This is a genomic window from Candidatus Sodalis endolongispinus, assembly GCF_018777395.1.
GTDB lineage: Bacteria > Pseudomonadota > Gammaproteobacteria > Enterobacterales > Enterobacteriaceae > Sodalis_B > Sodalis_B endolongispinus.
In genome coordinates this window covers 1014153-1036453 of the sequence record NZ_JAFJYC010000001.1, presented here as the reverse complement: position 1 = coordinate 1036453, position 22301 = coordinate 1014153, and the positions used below count along the sequence as shown (strand labels likewise).

Sequence of the window (22301 nt, the reverse complement as noted above, 5' to 3'; positions counted from 1 at the left end):
GGGTGAATCCCCCTCGCCTGTTTTTCGCCGGCATCCTTACCCCGCCGGCGCGGGCTGACGTCCGTACCGGCTTGCTGGCCGGTTCCTGACGCGCTTACTTGGCGGCGGCTTCGGCGGTGTGTACCCAACCGTCAAACAACGCCTGATGCGCCTTGATCCAGCCATCGGTCTGGCGTTCGATATCCGCTTCTTGCGCTTCGCCCTGATGCATCCGCGCGTTTTGCGCGTTGATATCGGCAATCGGCAGCTTCATGATGGCAAACAGCTTGGCCGCTGCCGGATTGGCCTCCGCCCACTGTTTATTGGCGACGATGCGCATGCTGTTGACCGGGAAGCCATAATCGGCGCCATTAGGCAGCTTGGTACTGATCGTTTTCTGCTCGCCCGGCAGCGAGGAGAACGGCACCTGCAGCCACGCCACATCACGCCCCGGTACCAACACATCGCTCACCCAGTATGGCGTCCAGGTGTAATACAAAATAGGCTTCCCTTCTTTGAAGCGGCTGATGGTATCGGCCATGATCGCCGCATAGTTGCCTTGATTGTGTTCGACCGTGGCGCTCAGTCCGTAAGCCTTGATGTGATGGTTGATAACCGCCTCACAGCCCCATCCCGGCGTACAGCCCGACAAATCTGCCTTGCCGTCGCCGTTGGCGTCGAACAGCTTAGCGATGTTGGGATCTTTGAGCTGGTCAATCGAGGTGATGTGATACTTCTCGGCGGTATTTTTATCGATAAGGTAGCCCTGGGCCGCCCCTTCAACATAATTACCCTGACGATAAAACTTTGCGTCGCCGCCGGCGGCCTGATACTGATCCGCGTGTAATGGATCCCAGTTCACTGCCATGAAAGTGGCATCGCCAGAGGCAATTGAAGTATAGGCCACGTTGTAATCCACTTCGCGCGGCGACTGGACCGAGTAGCCCAATTTTTCCAGGGCTTTATTCACCAGCAAGGTTTGGAAGGTTTCTTCGGTAATGGTGCTTTGCACCGGCTGTACCTGAATGCCTTTGCCCGGCAATTCGGCGCCAAACGTGGTTTGTGCGGCGAAAACCGCGGTGAGCGCGAACGCTCCTAATCCTATCTTGCGCATGGGGTTACCTTGTATTGGTCGTTGTAAGAATACGCCGCGGTTCGGACCGCGGCGCCAGGTTAGTCTGCCGCCGCTTCGGCCGCGCTTATCCAGCTGTCGAACTGCTGCCGGTGCGCGGCAATCCAGCTATCCACGTGGCGGGAGATCGCCTGCGGGGTATTTTCACCCTGATGCATTTGCCGGTTCTGCGCATTTGCATCGGCGACCGGCAAGGTCATGACGGCAAACAGCTTGGCGGCAGCCGGGTTCTGCTGCGCCCAGGCTTTGTTGGCGACGATATGCTGGTTGTTGACCGGGAAGCCGTAGTTGCTGCCGTTAGGCAGCCGGGTATCCTGATTGCCCGGATAGATGGAATGCGGTACCTGCAACCAGACGACATCCCGTCCCGGCACCAGTTCGGCGCTGAGCCAATAAGGCGTCCAAGTGTAGTATAGCACGGGCTTGCCCTGGTGGTAGCGGGCGAGGGTATCGGCGATGATCGCCGCATAGTTGCCCTGATTTTGCGTCACCGTGGCTTGCAGGTTGAACCCCTTGATCTGCTCATCAATAACATTGGCGCAGACCCAGCCGGGGTTACAGCCGCTGATATCCGCTTTGCCGTCGCCATCGGTGTCGAACAGCTTGGCAAGCTTGGGATCGCGTAATTGATCCAACGTGCGGATATGGTATTTCTCGGCGGTCTTTTTATCGATCAAATACCCTTGGGCGGCGCCGGCGATATAGGTGCCCTGACGATAAAATTTGCCATCGCCGCCGGCGTTGTCGTACATCTCTTCCATCTGGGGCTTCCAATTTACCGCCAGATAGGTGGCGTCGCCGTTGGCGATAGCGGTGTAAGCGACGTTGTAATCCACTTCGTTGGTGGGCTGAACATCGTAGCCCAGTGTTTCCAGCGCCCGATTGACCAACTCGGTCTGGAAGGCTTCTTCCGCCAGTGAACTTTGTACCGGTTTGACAACCACACCGTTACCGGGCAGTGCGGCAGCACAGACCGAGCGGGCGAATAATGAAGTGAGCGCTAGCGCCCAGATAAAGTAATGACGCATCGGGAATTCCTCTTCTTTAAGGGGGCCGCGGCGAGTACGGTGCCGCGGCCTGCTCTTATGGAAAGGGTTAGGCCTGACGGCGAAACGGTCGGGTTATCAGGACGAGCGGACCGCTGGTATACCAGAGATGGTTGCCGCGGCTGCGGCTGTCGCGGCCTAATGACTGCGTCAGCCGATCAAGGATAATCGCCAGGATCACGATGCCGACGCCGCCGACGGTGGCCAACCCCATGTCAAGGCGGCCGATACCGCGCAGCACCATTTGTCCCAGACCGCCGACCGCGATCATCGAAGCGATAACCACCATCGACAGCGCCAGCATCAGCGTCTGATTGATGCCGGCCATGATGGTCGGCAAGGCCAGCGGCAATTGCACTTTGAACAGCATCTGGCTCGGACTGGCGCCGAACGACTCGGCGGCTTCGACCAGATCCGCCGGCACCTGCTTGATGCCGAGAATGGTCAGTCGCACGATGGGCGGCAGGGCGAAGATGATTGTGACCACGACGCCGGGCACGTTACCAATACCGAATAACATGACGATCGGCACCAGATAGACGAATGCCGGCGTCGTCTGCATCGCATCCAGCAATGGACGGATGATTTTCGCCGCTCTGACGCTACGCGCCAGCCAAATACCGAGCGGCAGCCCGATAATGACGCAGAACAGCAGCGACGTGAGTACCAGCGCCAGCGTTACCATCGCCTGTGACCAGGCCCCGATGGCGCCGATAATAATCAGCGACATAAGCGTCGCGGCCCCCATACTGAGCGTCGACATCTGCCAGGCCAGTAAGGCGAAAATCACCATCACCACCGGAGACGGCAGGCCCAGCAGCAGATGCTGAAAGCCGCTTAAGATGAAATCCACCGGGACGCGGATGCCCTGAAACAGCGGACGGAAATGCAACACGACCCAATCGATGCCTTCGGTTACCCAGCGATCGAGGGGAATCAGCGTCTGGTGGAAAGGATCGAGCAGGCTGAAATGCGCCGGCGCGTCGGCCGGGCCGCTGTTGAGCCAGTCTGCGCCTTGCTGCGCCGCGTCATGGGCGGGCGCCGCGCTGCTGCTCCAGGGATCGGTAGCCGACGTTGCGGCCGTGCTCGCGGCGTCCTGGCTCGCGGCCTGATTGGCGGGCGCTGCGTTGGTCGCGGCCCACGAGTCGGTCGTGGTATTAGTCATTATTCATGCCCTCTTTATCCAGCGCCTGCAACAACATGCTTTTAGAAATTATGCCGATGTATTGATTATCCTCACCGACGACCGGTACGGCGCAGGGCGCCTTGGCGACGGTTGAAATCAACTCACTTAACGGCGTTTCTGCGGGTACGGTGGCGGGCGTTGCCAGCAAGGCGTCTTCCAGCGTGCCATTGGCGGAAAGGGCGGCTTTCAGGGAATCAATGGAAACCACGCCGATGAATTTCTAACCGCGTTCCAGCACATAGCCGAAATCACGATCCTCATCTTGCAGCAGCCTCAGCGCGGAGCGCGGGCCGACGCCCGGGGTTTTACGAATCATGGTTACCGGCCGGCGACGGGCAATATCCTTGGCGCTGAAGACCTGCGAAATATCCACGCCGCGAAAGAAGGTGCGGACATAGTCATTGGCCGGGTTATTGAGGATCTCGTCCGGCGTGCCAGCCTGCACTACCTCACCCCCCTGCATGATGGCGATGCGATCGCCGATGCGCATCACCTCGTCAAGGTCATGGGAGATAAAAATGATGGTGCGATGGTGGCGGGATTGCAGCTTGATAAGTTCGTCTTGCATTTCGGTGCGAATTAACGGATCGAGGGCTGAAAACGCTTCATCCATCAGCAAAATATCGGGATTGATGGCCAGCGCGCGCGCCAGGCCGACGCGTTGACGCATCCCGCCGGAAAGCTCGTCGGGCCAGGAATGCGCATGCTGATCCAGACCCACCTGCGCCAGCGCTTCCAGCGCTTTGGCGTGGCGTTGCTGCAGCGGCATGCCGTCAAGCATCATACCGAAGGCGGTGTTATCCAGGACATTCAAATAGGGCATCAGCGCAAAAGACTGGAACACCATACTGATTTTCTTACGTCGCACCTCGCGCAGGGCGGTATCGGCGATCTTGGCAATATTCTCGCCATCAATCAGCACCTCCCCACGTGTCGGCTCTATCAGACGATTGAGAAGGAGTACCATAGTGGATTTACCCGAGCCGGATAATCCCATGATGACGAATATCTCGCCTTCTTCAATGGCCAGACTGGCATCTTTAACGCCAACCGTCAGACCGGTTTTAGCAAATATCGTGTCTTTGTCTTGCCCTGCGTTAATCAATTTGAACGCCCGCTCAGGGTGTTCACCAAATATTTTATAAAGGTTCTTTACTTCAAGTTTTACTGCCATGAAATTATAATTTTCCCGTGTGCATCTACTATATAAAATAATCCTGACCAAAAATAAAACTCCCTATACCCTAACATACTGAGATTCTGAGACAACCCCTGAGTGCCCCAAAAACAGAATATTCCTGACGCGGAATTGGCCTATTACGGCCGGATCCACTACGGATGACAAGGGTTTGCGGCGAATATCGTCTTATGAAAAAAGCACTATATTGACGCTGTATGAATGACGATATCTACATCATTAAGCGGTACGGAAGGGATGTTTGAGGATATATATTATCCCCATCATCGACTCTTTTTTGCGCATATTCGGTGCCGGCGTAAATGCATGGCAGCGCGATAGATTATTGAGGTGTATCTCGCCAGCCATGGCGGCAGGATAATAGCCAATGCCATTTGTTGCCTGGTCGGAAATTAATAGCCAATGGCGTTTGTTGACTGCCTGGAAATGAGTAGTCAATGGCGTTTTTCGCCTGTCTGGGAGTAAGGTTGATGGACCGAATTTAACGCAAGAATAGGAATGAGAGCGCCGCGGCGGAAGGCGCCCGGAGCAGCCCGCGCGGCCACTCCAACCGGGCATCGGCGGCCACGATGCTGACGGCCAGCCGGTCAAAATTCGCCACTGTCGCGAAAAGCCTCACCTGACCGAAATCGCCACTGTCACGAAAGACTTCGCCTGACCGAATTCACCACATACGCGAAAGTCTCCATCTGGCCGAATTCACGCTGGCGAGGGAGGCCTCGCCTCGCCAAATTCGTTACTGATGCGAAAGGCCCCCAGAGTCGTTAAAAGGCCCAGTCCTCATCTTCGGTGTTAACCGCCCGACCCATGACATAGGATGAACCCGAGCCGGAGAAGAAGTCGTGGTTCTCATCCGCGTTGGGCGACAGGGCCGAGAGAATAGCGGGATTGACCGCCGTCATCGAGGCCGGGAACAGCGCCTCATAGCCAAGATTCATCAACGCTTTATTGGCGTTATAATGCAAGGACGCGGTGACGTCCTCCGTCCAGCCGACGTCGTCGTAAAGCGCGGCGCTATAGACCAGCTCATTTTCGTAGAGATCCTGCAACAAATCATAGGCGAACAGCTTCAATGCCTCACGGCGCTCGGGCGTCGCCGCCGCCAGACCGCGCTGGAATTTGTAGCCGATATAATAGCCGTGGACCGCTTAATCGCGAATAATCAAACGAATTAAATCGGCGGTATTGGTTAGCTTGCCGCGGCTGGAATAATACATCGGCAGATAGAATCCGGAATAGAATAAGAATGATTCCAGAAATACGCTGGCCACTTTCTTTTTCAGCGGATCATTATCCTGATAATGACGAAGAATGATTGCCGCTTTATTTTGCAAGGCCGCATTTTCCTCGCTCCAACGATAAGCGGCGTCCACATCCGCCATGGAGCAGAGGGTGGAGAATATCGAGCTGTAGGAGCGGACATGGACCGCTTCCATAAAGCAGATATTAGAAAATACCGCCTCCTCATGGGGCGTCAGGGCGTCGACCATCAGCGCCGGCGCACCGAGAGTATTTTGCACCGTATCCAGCAGCGTCAGGCCGGTAAATACCCGGATCGTCAGCTGTTGCTCCTGGGCGGATAGGGCGTTCCAGGACGGGACGTCATTGGACAGCGGTAATTTTTCAGGCAGCCAGAAATTGGCGGTCAAACGGTTCCAGACTTCCAGATCTTTATCGTCCTGAATACGGTTCCAATTCACCGCCTGGACGTGTGTACGCGTAGATTCGAGGGTCATCGCTTTCTCCTTGACCTTATAGGGCGCACGACACGCAGCCGGCGACTTCAGTACCTTCCAGCGTCAGCTGGCGAATGCGGATGTAATAGAGCGTTTTAATGCCTTTTTTCCAGGCGTAAATTTGCGCCCGGTTGATATCGCGCGTGGTGGCCGGTATCGCGGAAAAAAAGCGTTAGCGACAGCCCCTGATCGACATGCCGGGTGGCCGCGGCGTAGGTATCGATAATTTTCTCCGGCCCTATCTCATAAGCATCCTGGTAATAGTCCAGATTCTCGTTGGTCATATACGGCGCGGGATAATAAACCCGGCCGGTTTTGCCCTCTTTGCGGATCTCAATACGCGAGACGATAGGATGAATGCTGGAGGTCAAATGATTGATATAGGAAATGGAGCCGGTGGGCGGCACCGCCTGCAGGTTTTGATTATAAAGCCCGTGTCGTTTAACGCTCTCCGCCAGCGCCCGCCAGTCTTCCTGGGTCGGTAGCTGGATATAGCTTTTGGCGAACAAACGCCGCACGCACTAGCTTTTCGCCTCCCAGCGCTGGCTGACATACGGCGTGAAATACTCGCCGCTGGCGTAGCGTGACTGCGCAAAACCGCCGAAAGCGCGTCCGCGCTCTATCGCGAGCCTGTTGGAGGCTCGCACCGCATAATAGGTCACGGTATAAAAATAGAGATCGGTAAATTCGATGGCCTCCGGGCTGCCATAGTAAATGTGCTCGCGCGCCAGATAACCGTGCAGGTTCATTTGGCCCAGGCCGATGGCGTGGGAGTGCTGATTTCCTTCGGCTATTGAGGGCACGGAACCGATTTGGCTCATGTCTGACACCGCCGTCAGGGCGCGCACGGCGGTATCTACTGTGTGGCCGAAATCGGGCGAGTCCATGGTACGCGCAATATTCAACGAGCCAAGATTACAGGAAATATCACGACCCACTTGACGGTAGCTCAAATCTTCGTTGTACTCGGTGGCGCTGTTGACCTGCAAAATTTCCGAGCACAGATTGCTCATATTAATGCGCCCGGCGATGGGGTTGGCGCGATTAACCGTATCCTCAAACATCATGTAGGGATAGCCGGACTCAAACTGGATTTCGGCCAGCGTTTGGAAAAAGGCGCGCGCGTTGATGGCGGTCTTGCGGATCCGCTTATCCGCCACCATTTCGTGATAGTGTTCGCCAATCGCCAGCTGGGAGAACGGCTGACCGTAAATACGCTCCACGTCATAAGGCGAAAAGAGATACATCGGCTGGTTGTCCCGCGCCAGCTGAAAAGTGATATCCGGGATCACCACCCCCAGCGACAGGGTTTTAATGCGGATTTTCTCGTCGGCGTTTTCGCGTTTGGTGTCCAGAAAGCGCAGAATATCAGGATGATGGGCGTGCAAATAGACGGCGCCCGCGCCATGGCGCGCGCCGAGCTGATTGGCATAGGAAAAGGCGTCCTCAAGCATTTTCATTACCGGGATCACCCCGGACGATTGATTCTCGATTCGCTTGATATGGGCGCCCGCTTCGCGCAGGTTGGTCAACATAAACGCCACGCCGCCGCCGCGCTTGGACAGCTGGATCGCGGCATTCACCGCCCGGCCTATCGACTCCATATTGTCTTCAATACGCAGCAAAAAGCAGGAGACATACTCTCCACGCTGCTGTTTGCCGCAATTGAGGAAGGTAGGCGTCGCGGGCTGGAATCGACCGGAAAGCATCTCCGCCATCATGGCTCTGGCGAGGGTTTCGCGCCGGCGGCCAGCGTTAACGCCACCATGCACACCCGGTCCTCAAAAATCCTCCAGATACTGCTTGCCGTCGAAGCTTTTCAGCGCATAACTGGTGCAAAACTTCAGCGCGCCCATAAAGGTCTGGAACGTAAATCGTTGGGCGCGGGCTTCGGCGAACAGCGACGCGATAAACGCCTGACTGTAGGACGCCAGCACCTTAGCTTCGTAATATCCCTCGTCGACCAGGCCTTGCAACTTTTGCTCAAGAGAGGGGAAGGTGCGACTGTTCGGGAGCACATGCTGCTGCCGGTAGCCTTCCACCGCCAGATGATCCTTATCGAACTGGATGTGGCCCGCCTCATCATACAGGTTGAGCATGGCATTGAGGGCATGGTAATCCAGCGCCTGTAACGCGGGTTCGATTATGCTAAGTTCTGTCGCTGACAAAATTCGGTCACTTCCTTTCGTACCTGTGTGACATCTTCCGCCGTTCCCAATAGCTCAAAACGGTAGAGCAGGGGAACCTGGCATTTCTTGGCGACGATATCGCCCGCCATACAGAAGGCCGCACCAAAGTTCCGGTTGCCGGCACCAATGACGCCACGCAATAAGGAACGGTTTAACGGATCGTTGAGAAAACGGATGACCTGGCGGGGTACGTCACCGCGCGTCGAGCCGCCGCCATAGCTCGGTAAAATGAGAATATAGGGGGCATCCGCTTTCACACTCTCGCGCATTTCAAGAGGGATACGCAGCGCCGGCAGCCCTAATTTGCTGACGAAGCGGTGCGTACTCTCTGAACTGCTGGAAAAATAGACCAGCGCGGTCATACCGCGCCTTAAGCCGGAATGGCACTGGCGGACAGCAGACTGATTTTGTCCGGGCGGAAACCGCTCCAGTGCTACTGCGGGGTCTGCACGACCGGGACCTGCTGATAACCGAGCGCCCGTACATGATGCAGCGCCTGTTCGTCGTCCAGCAGATCGACCAGCCGGTAATCGATGCCTTTACGGTCAAGCGCGCGGCAGGTGGCGTGACATTGGACACAATCAGGTTTAGTGTAAATAGTAATGGTCATGATTCGTATTTACCTCTCACAGTAAAATCGTTGCGGGCTTGCGAGAGCGCCGCCGCCGCGTTGTAGTGCTGAACATGTAATGCATACTATATCTAGATATAAATCATATCAACCATACAATATATAGTAATACTTGGCGAAGGATGCCAGTGGCTGAGTAAAAAAAAACAAATAAAAAACCCGCTCCAGGCCTGGAGCGGGTTTATCGATGTCAAAAACGGGAAGAAGGGCGGTGAAAAAATTTTTTCACCTGGCCTGTCTGACCCCCTGCGCGTTATCGGTCCCGGATACTATGGAAACCGGTGCGCTTGCAGATTAACGGCGCGCTAACAATACGCCTACAACAATGCCTACCGCAGTGGTGATGCCCAGGCTATGCCAAGGTTTTTCTACCACAAAGTTTTTGGTTTGCACCGCGGCATCATGGGCATATTGCGCGCCATCGCGGGCGTATTGACTAATCCGGCTATTGCCGTTCAGTTTGGCGCTGGTATCGCGCAATGCGCGCCGGGCTTTCGCCTTCAGGTCGCTGAGTTCGTCCTGGGTGGTCTTATCGGTGGTTTTCAGCAGTGAATCCAGAGTATCAGACAGCAGAGAAACATCGTCTTTAAAATCCAATTGGACGTCCTGTTTTTCGGTTTTGGTAAACATGTGTTTCTCCTGTACAAAAGTAGGTTGTTTAATTATAGACCTATTTTGGATTTCAAGCGGCGACATCGCACCGGACGCAACGGGAAAGTTTCAGCTTTTTGGATTATTCTGAAAGTCGGGAGTGCAGCTTATCTCACCCCACCTGACCGATTACATTAGCTGTGATCACTTCACCGTGACTGAAGAGAGGACAAATAATGTATTTAAGACCCGATGAAGTAGCGCGCGAACTGGAAAATTCCGTCTTTGAGCGGGACACCATTACCCGACAAAGCTACGGTTACCGTAAAGGTCACCACTATGTCTATGTTAATCGCGAGGCCAGACTGGGCAGGACCGCGCTGGTGGTTCATCCCTCACTGCGCGATAAAAGCAGCCTGTTCGCCGATCCCACCTCACCGGTACGCGCCAGTGTGAGCTATCAGGCTTTTCCGCCGGATCCTGAAGGCCAGCCGGATAGCCACTACGGTATTCCCCACGGTTTTAGCTCGCGTGCTCCCCTCGCCCGTTATCTGCAAAAAATGTTCAATTGATCTTATGATCGCCTGAGCTCCCGCTCACCTTGACGGCGGGTCGCCCCTTCCGGCCGTAATATCGCGGTCGGTAAGCGCCGCCATTCTCACGCAGATACCCGCGCGCATTTGCACTGAATTGATGAAAAAATCGGCGACCTTGCACCGTCGCTGCACATATTAACACCGGTTTGCTCCCTTCCTCTCGCCGCCTGGCGTTTAGCAAAACCGCTGAAAACCGGCTGACTAAACCGCCTGAAAACTGCGCGCAGCGGCGCTAATGCTTAATTAATTGATTAGTTAATTTTGGCACGGGAGTTGCAAATCTGCCTAGCCGCGCGCGGATTGCTGGGGAGTTTGCCGGCGGCAGGTTCATTCCCTCAGGGGAATGCAAGAAATGATACCGTTTCGGGAGTAGCAAGCATGAAAAAAATCGTCGCACTCTTTCAGACAGCGCTGCTCTGCAGCGGTTTATGGCTGGTAAGCCAGGCGCAGGGCGCGCAGACGGCCACGCTCAGTGTCGATGCCGGTCTGCATGACAAGCTGCCGGCCAAGATCAAAAGCAGCGGCGTCATCAATCTGGTGACCGATGCTCACTATCCGCCCTGTGAGGTGTTTGCGGAAGATAATAAAACGATGATCGGCTTTGAACCGGATTTATGGAACGCCATGGGTAAGGTGCTGGGCGCCGAGATTAAACCGGTGTCCATTGATTTTGCCGGCCTGATCCCCGGGGTGAAAAGCGGGCGCTATGACATGGCGATGGAATGCATCTCCGATAGCGCGGAACGCGAACAGCAAGTGTCATTCGTCAACTATGCCTATGCCACCAACGAAGTCTATACCCTGGCCGAGAATAAAAGCATTACCACCGATCCGCTGACGTTGTGCGGCCTGAAGGTCGGCGTCCAGGCCGGTACTGATTTCGAGCACGCCGTTACCGACATCCTGAACCCGAATTGCAGCAACAACGGCAAAGCGGCAATCGCGATTACCCGCCTTCAGTCCGCCGATGCGGTACTGCTGGCACTTTACGCCGGCCGCATCGATTTTGTTCTAAACGATGCCACGGCGGCCGCCGAGATCAAAAAAGTGGCGCCGCGGCCAATTCGCACAGTCGCGATGTCGCTGCTGCCCAAATACTATCTCGGCATCGTGGTGCAGAAAGAAAATACGGCGCTGGCGCTGGCGCTGGCGCTGGCGCTGGGGCGCAGGCGCTGCTCGGCGCATTGAACGTCCTGTGGCGTAACGGTGAATACGAACGCATTATGCGTAAATGGGATCTGCAACCGGTGATGCTGGAGCAGCCCGGCATCAATCTGTTCAGCACCCGGCCGATGAAATAAGCGCGCACGGATGATGAACCAACACGTTGATAACGCCGCGCCGCAGGCGGATGACACTCAACACTGCGACGTCCTGGTGGTCGTCTCCGGCGGCGCGGCGCTCAGCGCCGCCCTTACCGCAGCGGTGGCTGGCCTTAAGGTGTTGATCGTGGAAAAAGCTGCCACCGTCGGCGGTACCACGGCGATGTCCGGCGGCGCGGTGTGGGTGCCGGCGAATCATCATGCCCTGGCGCAGGGGGGTACAGGACAGCACTGCGGAGGCGTTGACCTATCTGCGCGCCAGCGATGCTCGACTTTCTCGAACGGCATACGCCGCTGCGCTTCCAATTAACCACCGAGGGCGACCCGCTGGACGGCAACGCCGGGGGGAAAACCTTTGGCCGGATGGTCACCACCGCGCCGCTGCGGCTGCGGCGCTCGCCGCTGCCCCATGTGTATATCTACCAGGAGGTTATCGGCGACGATCCCTATCACTATCCGCTGCGCGTCGCGCTGCGGCTTGCGCCGCGAATCGTCTGGCGATGGCTGACCGGCGCCCGCACCAAAGGCGCTGCGCTGATTACCGGGCTGCTCGCGGGTTGCCTGGCGCACGGTTGCCGTCTGGAGACCGCAGCGCGGGTCGAACGGCTTAATCATTCCGCCGATGGCGGGGTGATTAAGCCTGGTTTAGCCGGGAGGGGCGTTTAACGCAGGTTAACGCCGCCCACGGAGTGGTACTGGCCAGCGGCGGGTTTGAATGGGATGCCATGCGCCGCAGCCGGCATTTTCCCTGGCCTTTCGACTATATCTCCAGCCCGCACACCAACGAAGGGGACGCCCACCGCATGGCCGAAGCTATCGGCGCGCGGCTGGCCCATATGGATCAGGCGTTGATCACCGGCGCGCTGCCCGCCCTTTATGAAGGGCAACGCTACGGACTGTCGGTCTTTTTTCAGTATGAGCACAACGTCATCCTGGTGAACCGTCATGGTGAGCGCCTTACCAATGAATTCACCTTCAATCTGGGGGAGATGCTGGATGAGCGGGAATACCCGCAAGGGCCGCCGGCCCACCTGCCGGCGTGGCTGATTTCCGATGTCCGCCTGCTGTGGCGGGCACCGTTGGTGCTTGCCTGCGCCGTGCGCAACCCAGGCTGGCTGCGTCGGGCCGCCACGCTTGAAGCATTGACGCAGCGCCTCGGCCTGCCGTCCGAGTCTCTCACGCGCAGCGTCGCGCGCTTTAATCAGTTTTGCCGTCAGGGCGTGGATGAAGATTTTCACCGCGAGCAAAGCGTAAGCCACGCCAACGGCGATCGCCGCTTCCACGTCGGCCTGCGGGCCATCCAGCGCGGGCCCTTTATCGCCGTGCCGTTTAACAGCACTTATCTGGCGACCAAATGGGGACCGCGCACCGATGAATTCGGCCGGGTCGTGCATCAGAATGGCGCCGTGATCCCTGGTCTGTTCTGCGCCGGCGTTGCCATGGCGAACCCGATAGGCAGCCGCGCCGTCGGTGCGGGAACCACGTTGGGGCCGAATTTGACCTGGGGCTACATCTGCGGCCGTACGCTGGCGCAACAGGCCAGGGGCAAGCCGCCCATACCCTTAGCGGAGGAAACATGAATCGAGGCGAATTCAGCGGCCGCGTCGCGCTGATTACCGGCGGATCGAAAGGGATCGGCCGGGCCATATCGCTGGCGCAGGATGGCGCCGATATTGCATTGCTATTACGCGGCGATCGCACGGCAGGAGAACGGGCGGTGCAGGGGCTGCGTGACCGGGGAATCCGGGCGCAGGCCTGGTACGCGGATATCGCCGAGCGCGTCCAGGTCGCCAGCGCCATTGAGGACATCGGGTCGCGCTTAGGTCGTATCGACATGCTGGTCAATAATGCCGGTGCGAACGGCACGGGAGCGTTGTTGAGTGTGGCGGACGATGAATGGCACCGGGTGGTGCGCGTGAATCTTACCGGCAGCTTCGTGGTTGCCACCGAAGCGGCGAAAGTGATGCGCGCGGCGGGAGGCGGCGGCATTGTCAATATTGCCGGCGCCTCTGCCCATCGCTGTTATCCCGGCGCCGGCGCCTATGGCCCGGCGAAAGCGGCGATTATCAATCTCACGCGCCAGATGGCGGTAGAGTGGGCGCCTTACGGTATTCGGGTCAATGGCGTCAGTCCCGTGCCCGTTCGTGACGATACGCCCTGGAGCAGCATGAGCCGGCGTTGGCGGCGGAAGTGGCCCGTTTGCCGCTTAGGCGCGCGGGGTTGCCGGAGGAGGTCGCCGGCGCGGTGAAATATTTACTGTCCGCCAGCGCCGGCTATGTTACCGGCCACATGCTGGCGGTGGATGGCGGTGCGCAGTGTACCTGGTACATGATGGTCTAGCGTGTGGTCAGCCGGTCCGGTTAAGCAACGCGACGAGGGGGAAGTATGACGGGGACAGCGACACCCTCCGTGGCCGCCTATCAGGTGATAAAGCGGTTTCACGGCAACGAAATTCTCAAAGGGGTGGACATGACGGTGCAGCGCGGCGAGGTGGTTTGCCTGATAGGGCCTTCCGGCTCCGGGAAATCGACCTTCCTGCGCTGCATTAATCACCTGGAAAAAATCGACGGTGGCGCCCTGTATGTGGACGGTGAATTGATGGGCTACCGTCAGTACGGCGAGAAACTCATTGAATTGAATGAGACGGAAATCGCCCGGCGCCGCGCCGGCATCGGCATGGTTTTCCAGCGCTTTAATCTGTTCAGCCACATGACGGCGTTGTAAAATGTGATTGAAGCGCCGCTCCGGGTGCGGGGTATGGCGCGCGCCCTGGCGATGAAGCCCAGCCTGATGCTGTTTGATGAACCGACCAGCGCGCTCGATCCCGAGCTGGTTGGGGAGGTGCTGGACGTGATGAAAGATCTGGCGAAGCAGGGGATGACGATGGTCGTGGTGACTCACGAAATGGATTTCGCCCGGGAGGTGGGCGACAGGGTCGCTTTTATGGACAACGGTTCGATTATCGAACAGCGCTCCCACGACGAGCTGTTTCATACGCCGCAGCATCCGCGTACCCGGGCATTCTTGGCAAAGTATTTGTCTTCGTGATAATAACCTATCAAGATGAAAAATATGATTTTTAAGTTAACTGACCGATTAAATATCCTTTTTTGCAGTATTGACAGGCCAGTTTGGCAAGAGCATATTATTAATTAACTGATTATCTTGGCTTGTTATGCTCCTGATGTTGAAGAGAGATCCCATGACAGATAATCAGTCCTATCGCATCAGCCGCCCAGGGCGGGGCGACCGTTCCCCCGCCGCGCCGTTTCCACACGATGGGATGACGGTGGTGGCGAAGCGTTACCCGTGGCGCTGGATAACCACCGGCGTTCTGGCGCTGCTGTTGATACTGCTGGTGCGTTCGGTGGTGATGAATGACAATTTTGCCTGGCCGGTGGTGGGGCGCTACCTGTTTTCGCCCATTATTTTGAGCGGGCTATGGGTCACCCTGTGGCTGACGGTGGTCATTATGCTGCTGGCCATCGTACTCGGGGTGGTCATCGCTGCCATGCGGCTGGCGAGTAACCCGCTGCTCGCCTGGTGCAGCGGCGGCTACATCTGGTTTTTTCGCGGCACGCCGGTGCTGGTGCAACTGATTTTTTGGTACAACCTGGCGGCGCTGTATCCGCAGGTGTTTATCGGCATCCCTCATCTATTCACGCTGTATGAGGGCAGCATGAATGACCTGATCACCCCTTACACTGCGGCGATCCTCGGATTGGGGCTCAATGAGGCGGCCTACATGGCGGAAATTATTCGCGGCGGCATCTCGTCCGTGGACAGCGGCCAGCAGGAGGCGGCGCTGGCGCTGGGCATGAAGCAGGGACTCTGGCTGCGCCGGGTTATTCTGCCGCAGGCGGTGCCGTTCATCATCCCGCCCACCGGTAATCAGGTGATCGGTATGCTGAAAACCACTTCGCTGGTGAGTGTGATTTCACTCTCGGATCTGCTTTATTCCGCCCAGTCCATTTATTCGCGCACGTTTGAGAATATCCCTTTGCTTATCGTTTGCTGTATTTGGTATCTGGCGGCAACGACGCTGTTAAGCGCTATTCAGTCGCGAATTGAAAAATATTTCCGCCGCAGCCAACGCGACGCATCGGCCTGACCATGACCGGGAAATAAACCCTGCCGGCGAAAGGCGAGCGTAGGGATTACCCCTACGGGTATGGTCGCCAGAATAAAGTTTATTCAGGCGCAGATTAAAGGTCGGATAGCAATGCCCGCGTCGGAAGTGGTTATCGGAAAATTAATGTGCGCCGGGCAATGTCCGGCGGGAAACGGTGATATTCGCCGGATGCGATGGCGAAAAAAAACGCCGGCGCGGACTTTTTTTGCGCCGAATAAGGTCCCGCGGTTGACATTTTTCGCCGTTGGAAATAAATGCCGCTGGGGATAAAACCGGCCGGCGCAATAGCCCTTTTGCTGACCTGGAGCTGGCATGGAATTAGGATTATTTAATTTGATGTCTTATAAAGACAATGCGCGCTGAATACAGGGCGTTATCCAGGATACGCGCAGTAGTGTCATTGGCGGAGGAGATCGGATTTTCCACCGCCTGGTTCGCCGAGCACCATTTTACCAACTATTCCATTAGCGTTTCGCCGTTACTGATGGCCGCCCATATGGCGGGTTATAGCCGACGTATCCGGCTGGGGACCGCGGTTGTCGTTTTGCCGCTCTATGAGCCGATGCGCCTGGCGCAGGAAATCGCGCTGGTGGATCGCTTGCTGGAAGGGCGTCTGGTGTTGGGCATCGGCAGCGGCTATCAGGCTTACGAATTTGAGCGTTACCGGCAGGATGTTAGCCAGAGAAACGTGCTACTGCTGTCGCACTGGGATTTTATCGAGCGCGCGTTGACCGACGGTCACGCCGCTGCGGACTCCTGGCAGGGGGAGCAGGTAGAAACCGATTTTCTGCTGACCCCGTTACAATCGCCCCTACCGCCGCTGTATCTCACCACCACGCAGCCGCAGGTACTCAAACGCTTCGCGCACTTGGGGGCGACACCCTTTATGACCGCGGGCTGGCGCGGCTAAGCGCCATGGTGCGCGATGCGCGGGTGAGCTGGGGCGAAGCCGGACTGGATGCGCAGATGCCGGTCGCGGTACAGCAGTATATCCACGCCACCGACAGCCATCAGGCGGCGCTGGCGGCGGCCGAACGGGCCCTGTTTGTCGCCATGATGAGCGCCGCCCTGCACGACAGCCGGGTCAAAACCGCCGCCGGCTTTATTACCGCGCCGCCGTTTCAGGATGAACCGCCCGCTGAGGTTATCCGCGATAATTTGATTATCGGCGATGCACATTGGGTCGCGGAGCGTATTATCCGCGAAGTCCGGGAAATTAAACCGTCCCATTATAATTGCTTTTTCCAATTTGGTGATATGCCGATTGCCGACGCCAGACGTTCGCTGGAAAAGTTTGGCCAGCAGGTCATACCGTTATTGGAAAAAGAGCTCGGAAGCGTCACCGTTAATTACGCTGCCGCGTGATCTGACGTTTACTCATCAGCCTGAACACGCTGTTATTACAGGAGTCCGCTATGCCAGATATTTCACAGCGTATCGATTGTGTTACGGATGAATGCGCAGGCATTATAGAAACCATCAAGCGCCAGCAATCGGAACAGGCCGCGTATGCCTCGACCTTGCCGGCACAAGCCTATAATAGCGAAGCCTTTTTTGAGTATGAAATGGAAAAGGTGTTTCGCACCGATTGGTTGTTTGTCGGGCATGTATCCCAAATTCCTGCGGAAGGGGATTATTTCACGCTAAACATCGTGAAAGAGCCGTTGGTCGTCATCCGCCATCAGCAACAGGTGCGGGTGATGTCGTCGGTGTGTTTGCACCGCTGGGTACCGGTGGTGACCGGCGAAGGCAATGATTTAGCCCCCTGAAACACCAGACAGTAGCTGTATCTCCAGATAAGAGATAGGCTTGAATATATGTCTAGCACTAACGCCAATTTTGATATGACCGGGATCCTGTTAGGTCAAGAAGTCCGTAAACGTAAAACTCCTCAGGAAAAAATGGCCATTATTCAGCAGAGGATGGAGCCCGGCATGAATGTCTCCCATCTCGCACGACTGCACGGTATCCAGCCCAGCCTGCTGTTTAAGTGGAAAAAGCAATATCAGGAAGGAAGCCTCACCGCCGTGGCTGCCGGGAGGACGTTGTTCCTGCCTCTGAGCTTGCAGCTGCATTGAAGCAGGTCCGGGAGCTCCAGCGCCTTCTGGGTAAGAAGACGATGGAGGTTGAGATCCTAAAAGAAGCCGTGGAGTACGGCCAGTCACGAAAATGGATAGCGCACGCGCCCTTGTTGCCAAAGGCCGGGGAATAGCACAGGTCAGCCGCGCCATGAGCGGGTCGCGTGCGCCGCTGTCACTGCGGATTAAGCGTTCTGCCGACTGGCAGGACAGGCGCTGTAACCGGCGTAATGACGAAGCAGACGCTGAAATACTGTCGGACATCCTCGACATCATCAGCGATATGCCCAGCTACGGCTATCGGCGGGTGTGGGGCATCCTGCGTAAACAACGTCGCGCAGAGGGACTGCCGCCGGTAAATGCGAAACGACTTTACAGGATCATGTGTGAGCATAACCTGCTGTTATTACATTGAAAACCAGAGCGGCCGAGGCGTGAGCATAAGGGCAGGATCGCGGTGGCAGAAAGCGATATGCGCTGGTGTTCAGATGGCTTCGAGTTCGGCTGCGACAACGGTGAAAAACTGCGGGTCACCTTCGCACTGGACTGCTGCGACAGAGAGGCCATAGACTGGTCTGCGAGCACTGTAGGCTACGACAGTTCGACCGTGCAGGATGTGATGCTGATGTCGGTAGAAAAGCGCTTCGGCGACAGGTTACCCGATACAGCGGTGCAGTGGTTGACGGACAACGGTTCAGCGTATACCGCGCATGAAACGCAGAGGTTCGCCAGAGAACTGGATCTGGAGCCCTGCACAACAGCGGTGAGCAGCCCGCAGAGCAATGGCATGGCCGAACGGTTCGTGAAGACGATGAAGGAAGACTATATCGAGTTCATGCCAAAACCGGATGCGAGAACAGCCCTGCGAAACCTTGCAGCAGCTTTCACGCATTACAATGAAAACCATCCGCACAGCGCGCTGGGATATCACTCTCCGAGAGAATACCGGCGGCAGCGGGCTTCGTTAACTTAAGATACAAAAGCTGTACGGAGATGGCGGGGCAAGATCACCTATATTCTTCGGGTCGAGATTCAGCGCATAACGTAAAACGTCAGTTGCGCGCAAAAATTCGCGGCTTCGCGGTGTCTCTTCAGTCATCAAGTCTGGCGCGTCTAACCAGCGCTAGACTGTTTCTAACCACGCGTCCTTAATCGTGTACTGTTCATGCACCGTGGTCGCCAGACGTTCAGCATCGCGGAATTGTACACCGCCAAGGCGCTTAAATATTTCGCGTGCTTCGGCCCATAATTGCAGCCGGTCGGTGTGAATGGCGTCAACGTTTACCTCCGTGACGCGCACCGGCAGCCAGCGCCTATTACCGGTTTTGTCAGCTAAAAATTCGTCTTCGTTCGTCGTGCCGATAAACACCAGGCGGCGCGGGAACTGCGTCGCAAACTCCCGATATTTCGGGATCCAGTTTTCGTGCGTTCGGGTGATGAAAGCCTTGATAGATTACAGCTCGCGCGTATTCAGCCCGCGCAGTTCGCCGATCTCGGCAGCCAGCCGCCCGCGCATTTTGCGCGCTAAATCGTCGTCCTTCTCGGCGAAAGAAATCTCCGTGAAAAATGCCGGATCCGGCGACAACGCCGCTACGCCGCTTGACTTTTTAACCCCCTGCGCGCCGACGAGGATCTGTACCATGTCCGCTTTGCACCCAGGAGACAGCACGCGCCCGGCTAGCGCCGTCCACATATACAGGGATACCGCGCGGGTGTAGGGGTTATCTTCGGTGCCGAAATGTGTATGGTAGAAACTGCCAACGCGGGGTACGCCGTCCAAGCTCAGACCGTTTAACCACGTAATAGCGGAATCGAACGGGTTTTCATCCGCGACCAGCATGACAACGTCGCGTATCAGTTCCCGACCAATGGGTTTGAACACCCGCTGCTCCATGGCGATACGCAGCCGCAAATAATCAGGGTCGCCGAAAGACTGCCATCCGTTCGTGCCTTCAGGCGTGAACATGATTTCATCCCGGAACTGGTCGAAACGTATTTGCAAGCCGCAAAAATCGGGGCGCATAACGGCGCGGGCGGCGTTATCGATAGTTGCCTCGATCTGGCCGAATTTGTCGCGCTTGAACGCCGGAAGCGGCGCCGGTTCGGATATCTCCGCCGGCAGCGCGGTAACCAATCTCGTTCAAATAATCGCCGTCGTTGCGGTGTGCACAGCTAGCATGAAGGCATTCAAAATGCCCCTGCTCAAAACCCGCGGTACCGGCAGGAAAATAGGCCGTTGAAGTGGGGTCGCCGTGAGTGCTGTGTCCCCCCGCGAACGGGCATAGTATATACTGCTCGCCGCTGGCGCCGAAATTTATTGTCCAGCCGTTGGCATCAAGATAATCAGCGACGTCGTCGGACGTTCCGGGCGTGATAAGGGTGCGATCGCGGACGCGACCAGCCCCCGCCGTGGTAGATGTCTCTACGGGGAGCGCAGCGGCCAGCGCGGCCCATAACGCTTCGAGCTGATCGGGCGTTATTACCGGCGGTTCGCCGGGCGCCCCGCGGGCCCATTCTATACGCGCCCCGCTGGGGTGAGTACCGGCAACAACGGCCTGTTGCCCTTCGGCCAGCGGCTCGATAATGCCGTTGCCGTCAGTCAGGCGGTGAATGCGTTTACGATAATCACCCCCGACCGCCAGAAGGTATAAGCATTTGTTGCTATTATCCCGGTACCGCGGCGCGGCGGCAACTTCCCAAGCTGCTATCGCAGTATCTCGCACACAGTGGCTTGTATTTCGGGAATTTCTCTATCGCAGTCCAGCGCCAGCCAGCCGCCGCCCATGCGCGCGCAAATCCCGTAGTCTGGTTCCGCGATCCACTGCTCCAATTCTGCGTTATTGGTCTGCCGGTTCGTCCAATTATTGAAGCCGACAACATGCCGCTGTCTGTTGTACTTGCTGGGAGTTTTTCCCAGGGCCTTTAGCGTGCTGTCCGGTGACAATTGTGCGTTGGGGTTGCATACGACGGGCAGCAGGTCCGAACCCCGACCTAGCACCAAATCGAAATGGAACCACTGATCGGGTGTTGCCCCCCAATGTTTTGATTTGGGCATGTTTACGCCTTTTTCTCTTCGGGTGGAAAAAACCCAGTCCAGGCTACAGTCAGCGCCTAGGCTATTAAGCGCTACCACTATCCGCCTACATGAGTGCAGGTCTGGGGTGCGGATGCCAGATTCATAGTTACCGATGCGTGATTGTTTCCAGTCTAAAAAATCAGCTAATTGCCGTTGCGTTATGCCTACTCGCTTCCGTACCGCGGATATTCTATTCATGATCGTTCCTCCTAGCCGCCAGTAAAACACATATTGTGTTTTGAAAGCAACACGATTCGCGGATAGAAAAATACACGTTACGTGTTAGAATACTGCGTTTACTGTACCCGCAATATTGGAGGAGACATGAAAACCACGGGCCAGCGGATAAAATTTTTAAGAGAAAAGTTGAATTTAAGTCAGGCGGAGTTAGCAGACAAATGCGGATGGACTTATCAGTCACGCGTGGGGAATTACGAAACAGGAAGCCGAAAAGTAAGCGTAGAAGATGCGGTAGTTCTGGCTTCTGCATTGGGGGTTTCTCCAGGAGAACTTCTTTTTGGCAGCACCGATTCAACGGGCTTCATCACACCCGGCCTTCGTTATGTTCCAGTTGTTACGTATGACCAGGCAGGTATGTTTACCGATGCCGATAATCTCCTTATGCCCGAAAATGTGAAAGAGTCGCTGTACTATGACGTCCCCGCCTCAACACTGATATTCGCTTTACGCATTCAGGGTGATTCGATGGAGCCGGAATTCCATGAAGGGGATACTATCATCGTAGACCCTGCTGTATTCCCACACCCCGGAGAATTTGTCGTCGCAAAAAACGGTGAGAATGGGACCACCTTCAGAAAATATCGTGAAAAATCAAACGGCGGACGCGAATTGGTACCCCTTAATGCCGATTACGCGATCCTCGATTCTGATACAGCTAATATTTCAATCCTTGGAACAATGATTGAACATCGCATTCATCGAAGAAAGCGTTAAGCTCCTTCCCCTTCCTAAAACCCGCTTCTATTGCGGGTTTTTTTAATATGAAAAATTCCACGCATTGCGTTGACATTAAGAAACACTGTTCGCAATATTAAAAATACGTTACGCAATGACATTAAAAGAGTTCATTGTCGTACGTTGTTCTTTAACAACTTGGATCACATGACAGGCTGACCGCTGCGCCATGGCAAATTGAAATAGCGCCGGTACGGATACCAGGCAGGTAGGCGATTCGCTTGCGGTCGATCGCTTACGCAGAGGCATACGCCGCGGAACGCTGAAAAGTCATGCCAGTTGAAACGCCCCGAGGATGGGGCGAAGTGGATTTATCCTGCCACTGCTGAATTAGGTAAGCAGGAATGAAGCCATTAAATCAAGGGAATGAGGGCATTACGATGAAATTAATAATCACAAAATCGAACGGCACATGTTTTATTGAATGCCGCCAG

Annotated in this window: 18 protein-coding genes and 7 pseudogenes; 14 read left to right on the top strand and 11 right to left on the bottom strand. The window is 56.2% G+C overall.

Annotated features, from left to right (window positions below):
- Positions 1-94: 94 nt before the first annotated feature.
- From proX (JZM24_RS05065) to JZM24_RS05025, 9 genes and pseudogenes are all read right to left on the bottom strand, one after another.
- The gene (proX, locus tag JZM24_RS05065) at positions 95-1093 is read right to left on the bottom strand and encodes a glycine betaine/L-proline ABC transporter substrate-binding protein ProX (protein ID WP_215668850.1); all 999 of its coding nucleotides are present in this window, start codon (positions 1091-1093) and stop codon (positions 95-97) included.
- A 59-nt stretch (positions 1094-1152) separates the two neighbouring features.
- Positions 1153-2139, bottom strand: a complete 987-nt coding sequence (proX, locus tag JZM24_RS05060; RefSeq protein WP_215668848.1) for a glycine betaine/L-proline ABC transporter substrate-binding protein ProX — start codon at positions 2137-2139, stop codon at positions 1153-1155.
- 67 nt (positions 2140-2206) lie between these two features.
- Positions 2207-3322, bottom strand: coding sequence for a glycine betaine/L-proline ABC transporter permease ProW (gene proW, locus JZM24_RS05055; protein ID WP_215668846.1), 1116 nt, complete (start codon positions 3320-3322; stop codon positions 2207-2209).
- Positions 3315-4517, bottom strand: a pseudogene (proV, locus tag JZM24_RS05050) (glycine betaine/L-proline ABC transporter ATP-binding protein ProV). Before proV ends, proW begins: the two are co-directional and overlap by 8 nt.
- Positions 4518-5305: 788 nt before the next feature.
- A pseudogene (gene nrdF / locus JZM24_RS05045) lies at positions 5306-6277 on the bottom strand (class 1b ribonucleoside-diphosphate reductase subunit beta).
- A 16-nt stretch (positions 6278-6293) separates the two neighbouring features.
- Positions 6294-8376, bottom strand: a pseudogene (gene nrdE / locus JZM24_RS05040) (class 1b ribonucleoside-diphosphate reductase subunit alpha).
- A 44-nt stretch (positions 8377-8420) separates the two neighbouring features.
- Entirely contained in the window at positions 8421-8828 is a 408-nt protein-coding gene (nrdI, locus tag JZM24_RS05035; RefSeq protein ID WP_215668845.1) for a class Ib ribonucleoside-diphosphate reductase assembly flavoprotein NrdI, read from the bottom strand.
- Positions 8829-8899: 71 nt separating this feature from the next.
- The gene (locus JZM24_RS05030; protein ID WP_215668843.1) at positions 8900-9076 is read right to left on the bottom strand and encodes a glutaredoxin domain-containing protein; all 177 of its coding nucleotides are present in this window, start codon (positions 9074-9076) and stop codon (positions 8900-8902) included.
- A gap of 315 nt (positions 9077-9391) precedes the next feature.
- Positions 9392-9727, bottom strand: a complete 336-nt coding sequence (locus JZM24_RS05025; protein WP_215668841.1) for an ElaB/YgaM/YqjD family protein — start codon at positions 9725-9727, stop codon at positions 9392-9394.
- Between the two features lie 197 nt (positions 9728-9924).
- On the opposite strand from JZM24_RS05025, the gene JZM24_RS05020 reads away from it, so the two are divergent.
- The 13 genes and pseudogenes from JZM24_RS05020 (at position 9925) to JZM24_RS04980 (ending at position 18789) form a co-directional block, all read left to right on the top strand.
- Positions 9925-10260: a DUF2002 family protein gene (locus JZM24_RS05020; RefSeq protein WP_215668840.1), complete on the top strand. Its 336-nt coding sequence runs from the start codon at positions 9925-9927 to the stop codon at positions 10258-10260.
- A 402-nt stretch (positions 10261-10662) separates the two neighbouring features.
- Positions 10663-11472, top strand: a complete 810-nt coding sequence (locus JZM24_RS05015) for an ABC transporter substrate-binding protein (RefSeq protein WP_246579885.1) — start codon at positions 10663-10665, stop codon at positions 11470-11472.
- Positions 11473-11595: 123 nt separating this feature from the next.
- Positions 11596-11916 carry an FAD-binding protein gene (locus JZM24_RS18420; protein WP_246579884.1) on the top strand — a complete coding sequence of 107 codons (321 nt, stop codon included), beginning with the start codon at positions 11596-11598 and terminating at the stop codon, positions 11914-11916.
- Positions 11871-12272 (top strand): FAD-dependent oxidoreductase, encoded by a 402-nt coding sequence (locus tag JZM24_RS18415; RefSeq protein WP_246579883.1) that lies wholly within the window; start codon positions 11871-11873, stop codon positions 12270-12272. The genes JZM24_RS18420 and JZM24_RS18415 overlap by 46 nt, the downstream gene beginning before the upstream one ends.
- A 23-nt stretch (positions 12273-12295) precedes the next feature.
- On the top strand, positions 12296-13186 hold the full coding sequence (locus JZM24_RS18410) for an FAD-binding protein (RefSeq protein WP_312884916.1): 891 nt from the start codon (positions 12296-12298) through the stop codon (positions 13184-13186).
- Entirely contained in the window at positions 13183-13854 is a 672-nt protein-coding gene (locus JZM24_RS05005) for an SDR family NAD(P)-dependent oxidoreductase (RefSeq protein ID WP_281418181.1), read from the top strand. Before JZM24_RS18410 ends, JZM24_RS05005 begins: the two co-directional genes overlap by 4 nt.
- Positions 13797-13946 (top strand): SDR family oxidoreductase, encoded by a 150-nt coding sequence (locus JZM24_RS19095; RefSeq protein WP_312884915.1) that lies wholly within the window; start codon positions 13797-13799, stop codon positions 13944-13946. The genes JZM24_RS05005 and JZM24_RS19095 overlap by 58 nt, the downstream gene beginning before the upstream one ends.
- A 45-nt stretch (positions 13947-13991) precedes the next feature.
- Positions 13992-14654, top strand: a pseudogene (locus JZM24_RS05000) (amino acid ABC transporter ATP-binding protein).
- A 154-nt stretch (positions 14655-14808) separates the two neighbouring features.
- Complete coding sequence (locus tag JZM24_RS04995) at positions 14809-15717, top strand: amino acid ABC transporter permease (RefSeq protein ID WP_215668839.1); 909 nt, start codon at positions 14809-14811, stop codon at positions 15715-15717.
- Between the two features lie 415 nt (positions 15718-16132).
- Entirely contained in the window at positions 16133-16648 is a 516-nt protein-coding gene (locus JZM24_RS18405) for an LLM class flavin-dependent oxidoreductase (protein WP_312884914.1), read from the top strand.
- 5 nt (positions 16649-16653) lie between these two features.
- Positions 16654-17103 (top strand): hypothetical protein, encoded by a 450-nt coding sequence (locus JZM24_RS18400; RefSeq protein ID WP_246579882.1) that lies wholly within the window; start codon positions 16654-16656, stop codon positions 17101-17103.
- Between the two features lie 50 nt (positions 17104-17153).
- A complete protein-coding gene (locus JZM24_RS04985; RefSeq protein WP_215668838.1) occupies positions 17154-17507 on the top strand; it encodes a Rieske 2Fe-2S domain-containing protein in 354 nt (117 codons plus the stop codon).
- Positions 17508-17582: 75 nt separating this feature from the next.
- Positions 17583-18789, top strand: a pseudogene (locus JZM24_RS04980) (IS3 family transposase).
- 36 nt (positions 18790-18825) lie between these two features.
- On the opposite strand, the pseudogene JZM24_RS18395 reads toward JZM24_RS04980, so the two are convergent.
- Both JZM24_RS18395 and JZM24_RS19370 read right to left on the bottom strand, forming a co-directional pair.
- Positions 18826-20871, bottom strand: a pseudogene (locus JZM24_RS18395) (VapE domain-containing protein); the annotation flags it as partial.
- A 123-nt stretch (positions 20872-20994) separates the two neighbouring features.
- A pseudogene (locus tag JZM24_RS19370) lies at positions 20995-21090 on the bottom strand (helix-turn-helix domain-containing protein); the annotation flags it as partial.
- 126 nt (positions 21091-21216) lie between these two features.
- Here JZM24_RS19370 and JZM24_RS04960 point away from each other — a divergent pair.
- Positions 21217-21846, top strand: a complete 630-nt coding sequence (locus JZM24_RS04960) for a LexA family protein (RefSeq protein ID WP_215668836.1) — start codon at positions 21217-21219, stop codon at positions 21844-21846.
- The last annotated feature ends 455 nt before the right edge of the window (positions 21847-22301 follow it).

Coding starts and splice junctions, on each gene's coding strand:
- proX (WP_215668850.1), bottom strand. CDS start 1,093: ATGCGCAAGATAGGATTAGGAGCGTTCGCGCTCACCGCGGTTTTCGCC.
- proX (WP_215668848.1), bottom strand. CDS start 2,139: ATGCGTCATTACTTTATCTGGGCGCTAGCGCTCACTTCATTATTCGCC.
- proW (WP_215668846.1), bottom strand. CDS start 3,322: ATGACTAATACCACGACCGACTCGTGGGCCGCGACCAACGCAGCGCCC.
- nrdI (WP_215668845.1), bottom strand. CDS start 8,828: ATGACCGCGCTGGTCTATTTTTCCAGCAGTTCAGAGAGTACGCACCGC.
- JZM24_RS05030 (WP_215668843.1), bottom strand. CDS start 9,076: ATGACCATTACTATTTACACTAAACCTGATTGTGTCCAATGTCACGCC.
- JZM24_RS05025 (WP_215668841.1), bottom strand. CDS start 9,727: ATGTTTACCAAAACCGAAAAACAGGACGTCCAATTGGATTTTAAAGAC.
- JZM24_RS05020 (WP_215668840.1), top strand. CDS start 9,925: ATGTATTTAAGACCCGATGAAGTAGCGCGCGAACTGGAAAATTCCGTC.
- JZM24_RS05015 (WP_246579885.1), top strand. CDS start 10,663: ATGAAAAAAATCGTCGCACTCTTTCAGACAGCGCTGCTCTGCAGCGGT.
- JZM24_RS18420 (WP_246579884.1), top strand. CDS start 11,596: ATGATGAACCAACACGTTGATAACGCCGCGCCGCAGGCGGATGACACT.
- JZM24_RS18415 (WP_246579883.1), top strand. CDS start 11,871: ATGCTCGACTTTCTCGAACGGCATACGCCGCTGCGCTTCCAATTAACC.
- JZM24_RS05005 (WP_281418181.1), top strand. CDS start 13,183: ATGAATCGAGGCGAATTCAGCGGCCGCGTCGCGCTGATTACCGGCGGA.
- JZM24_RS04995 (WP_215668839.1), top strand. CDS start 14,809: ATGACAGATAATCAGTCCTATCGCATCAGCCGCCCAGGGCGGGGCGAC.
- JZM24_RS18400 (WP_246579882.1), top strand. CDS start 16,654: ATGGTGCGCGATGCGCGGGTGAGCTGGGGCGAAGCCGGACTGGATGCG.
- JZM24_RS04985 (WP_215668838.1), top strand. CDS start 17,154: ATGCCAGATATTTCACAGCGTATCGATTGTGTTACGGATGAATGCGCA.
- JZM24_RS04960 (WP_215668836.1), top strand. CDS start 21,217: ATGAAAACCACGGGCCAGCGGATAAAATTTTTAAGAGAAAAGTTGAAT.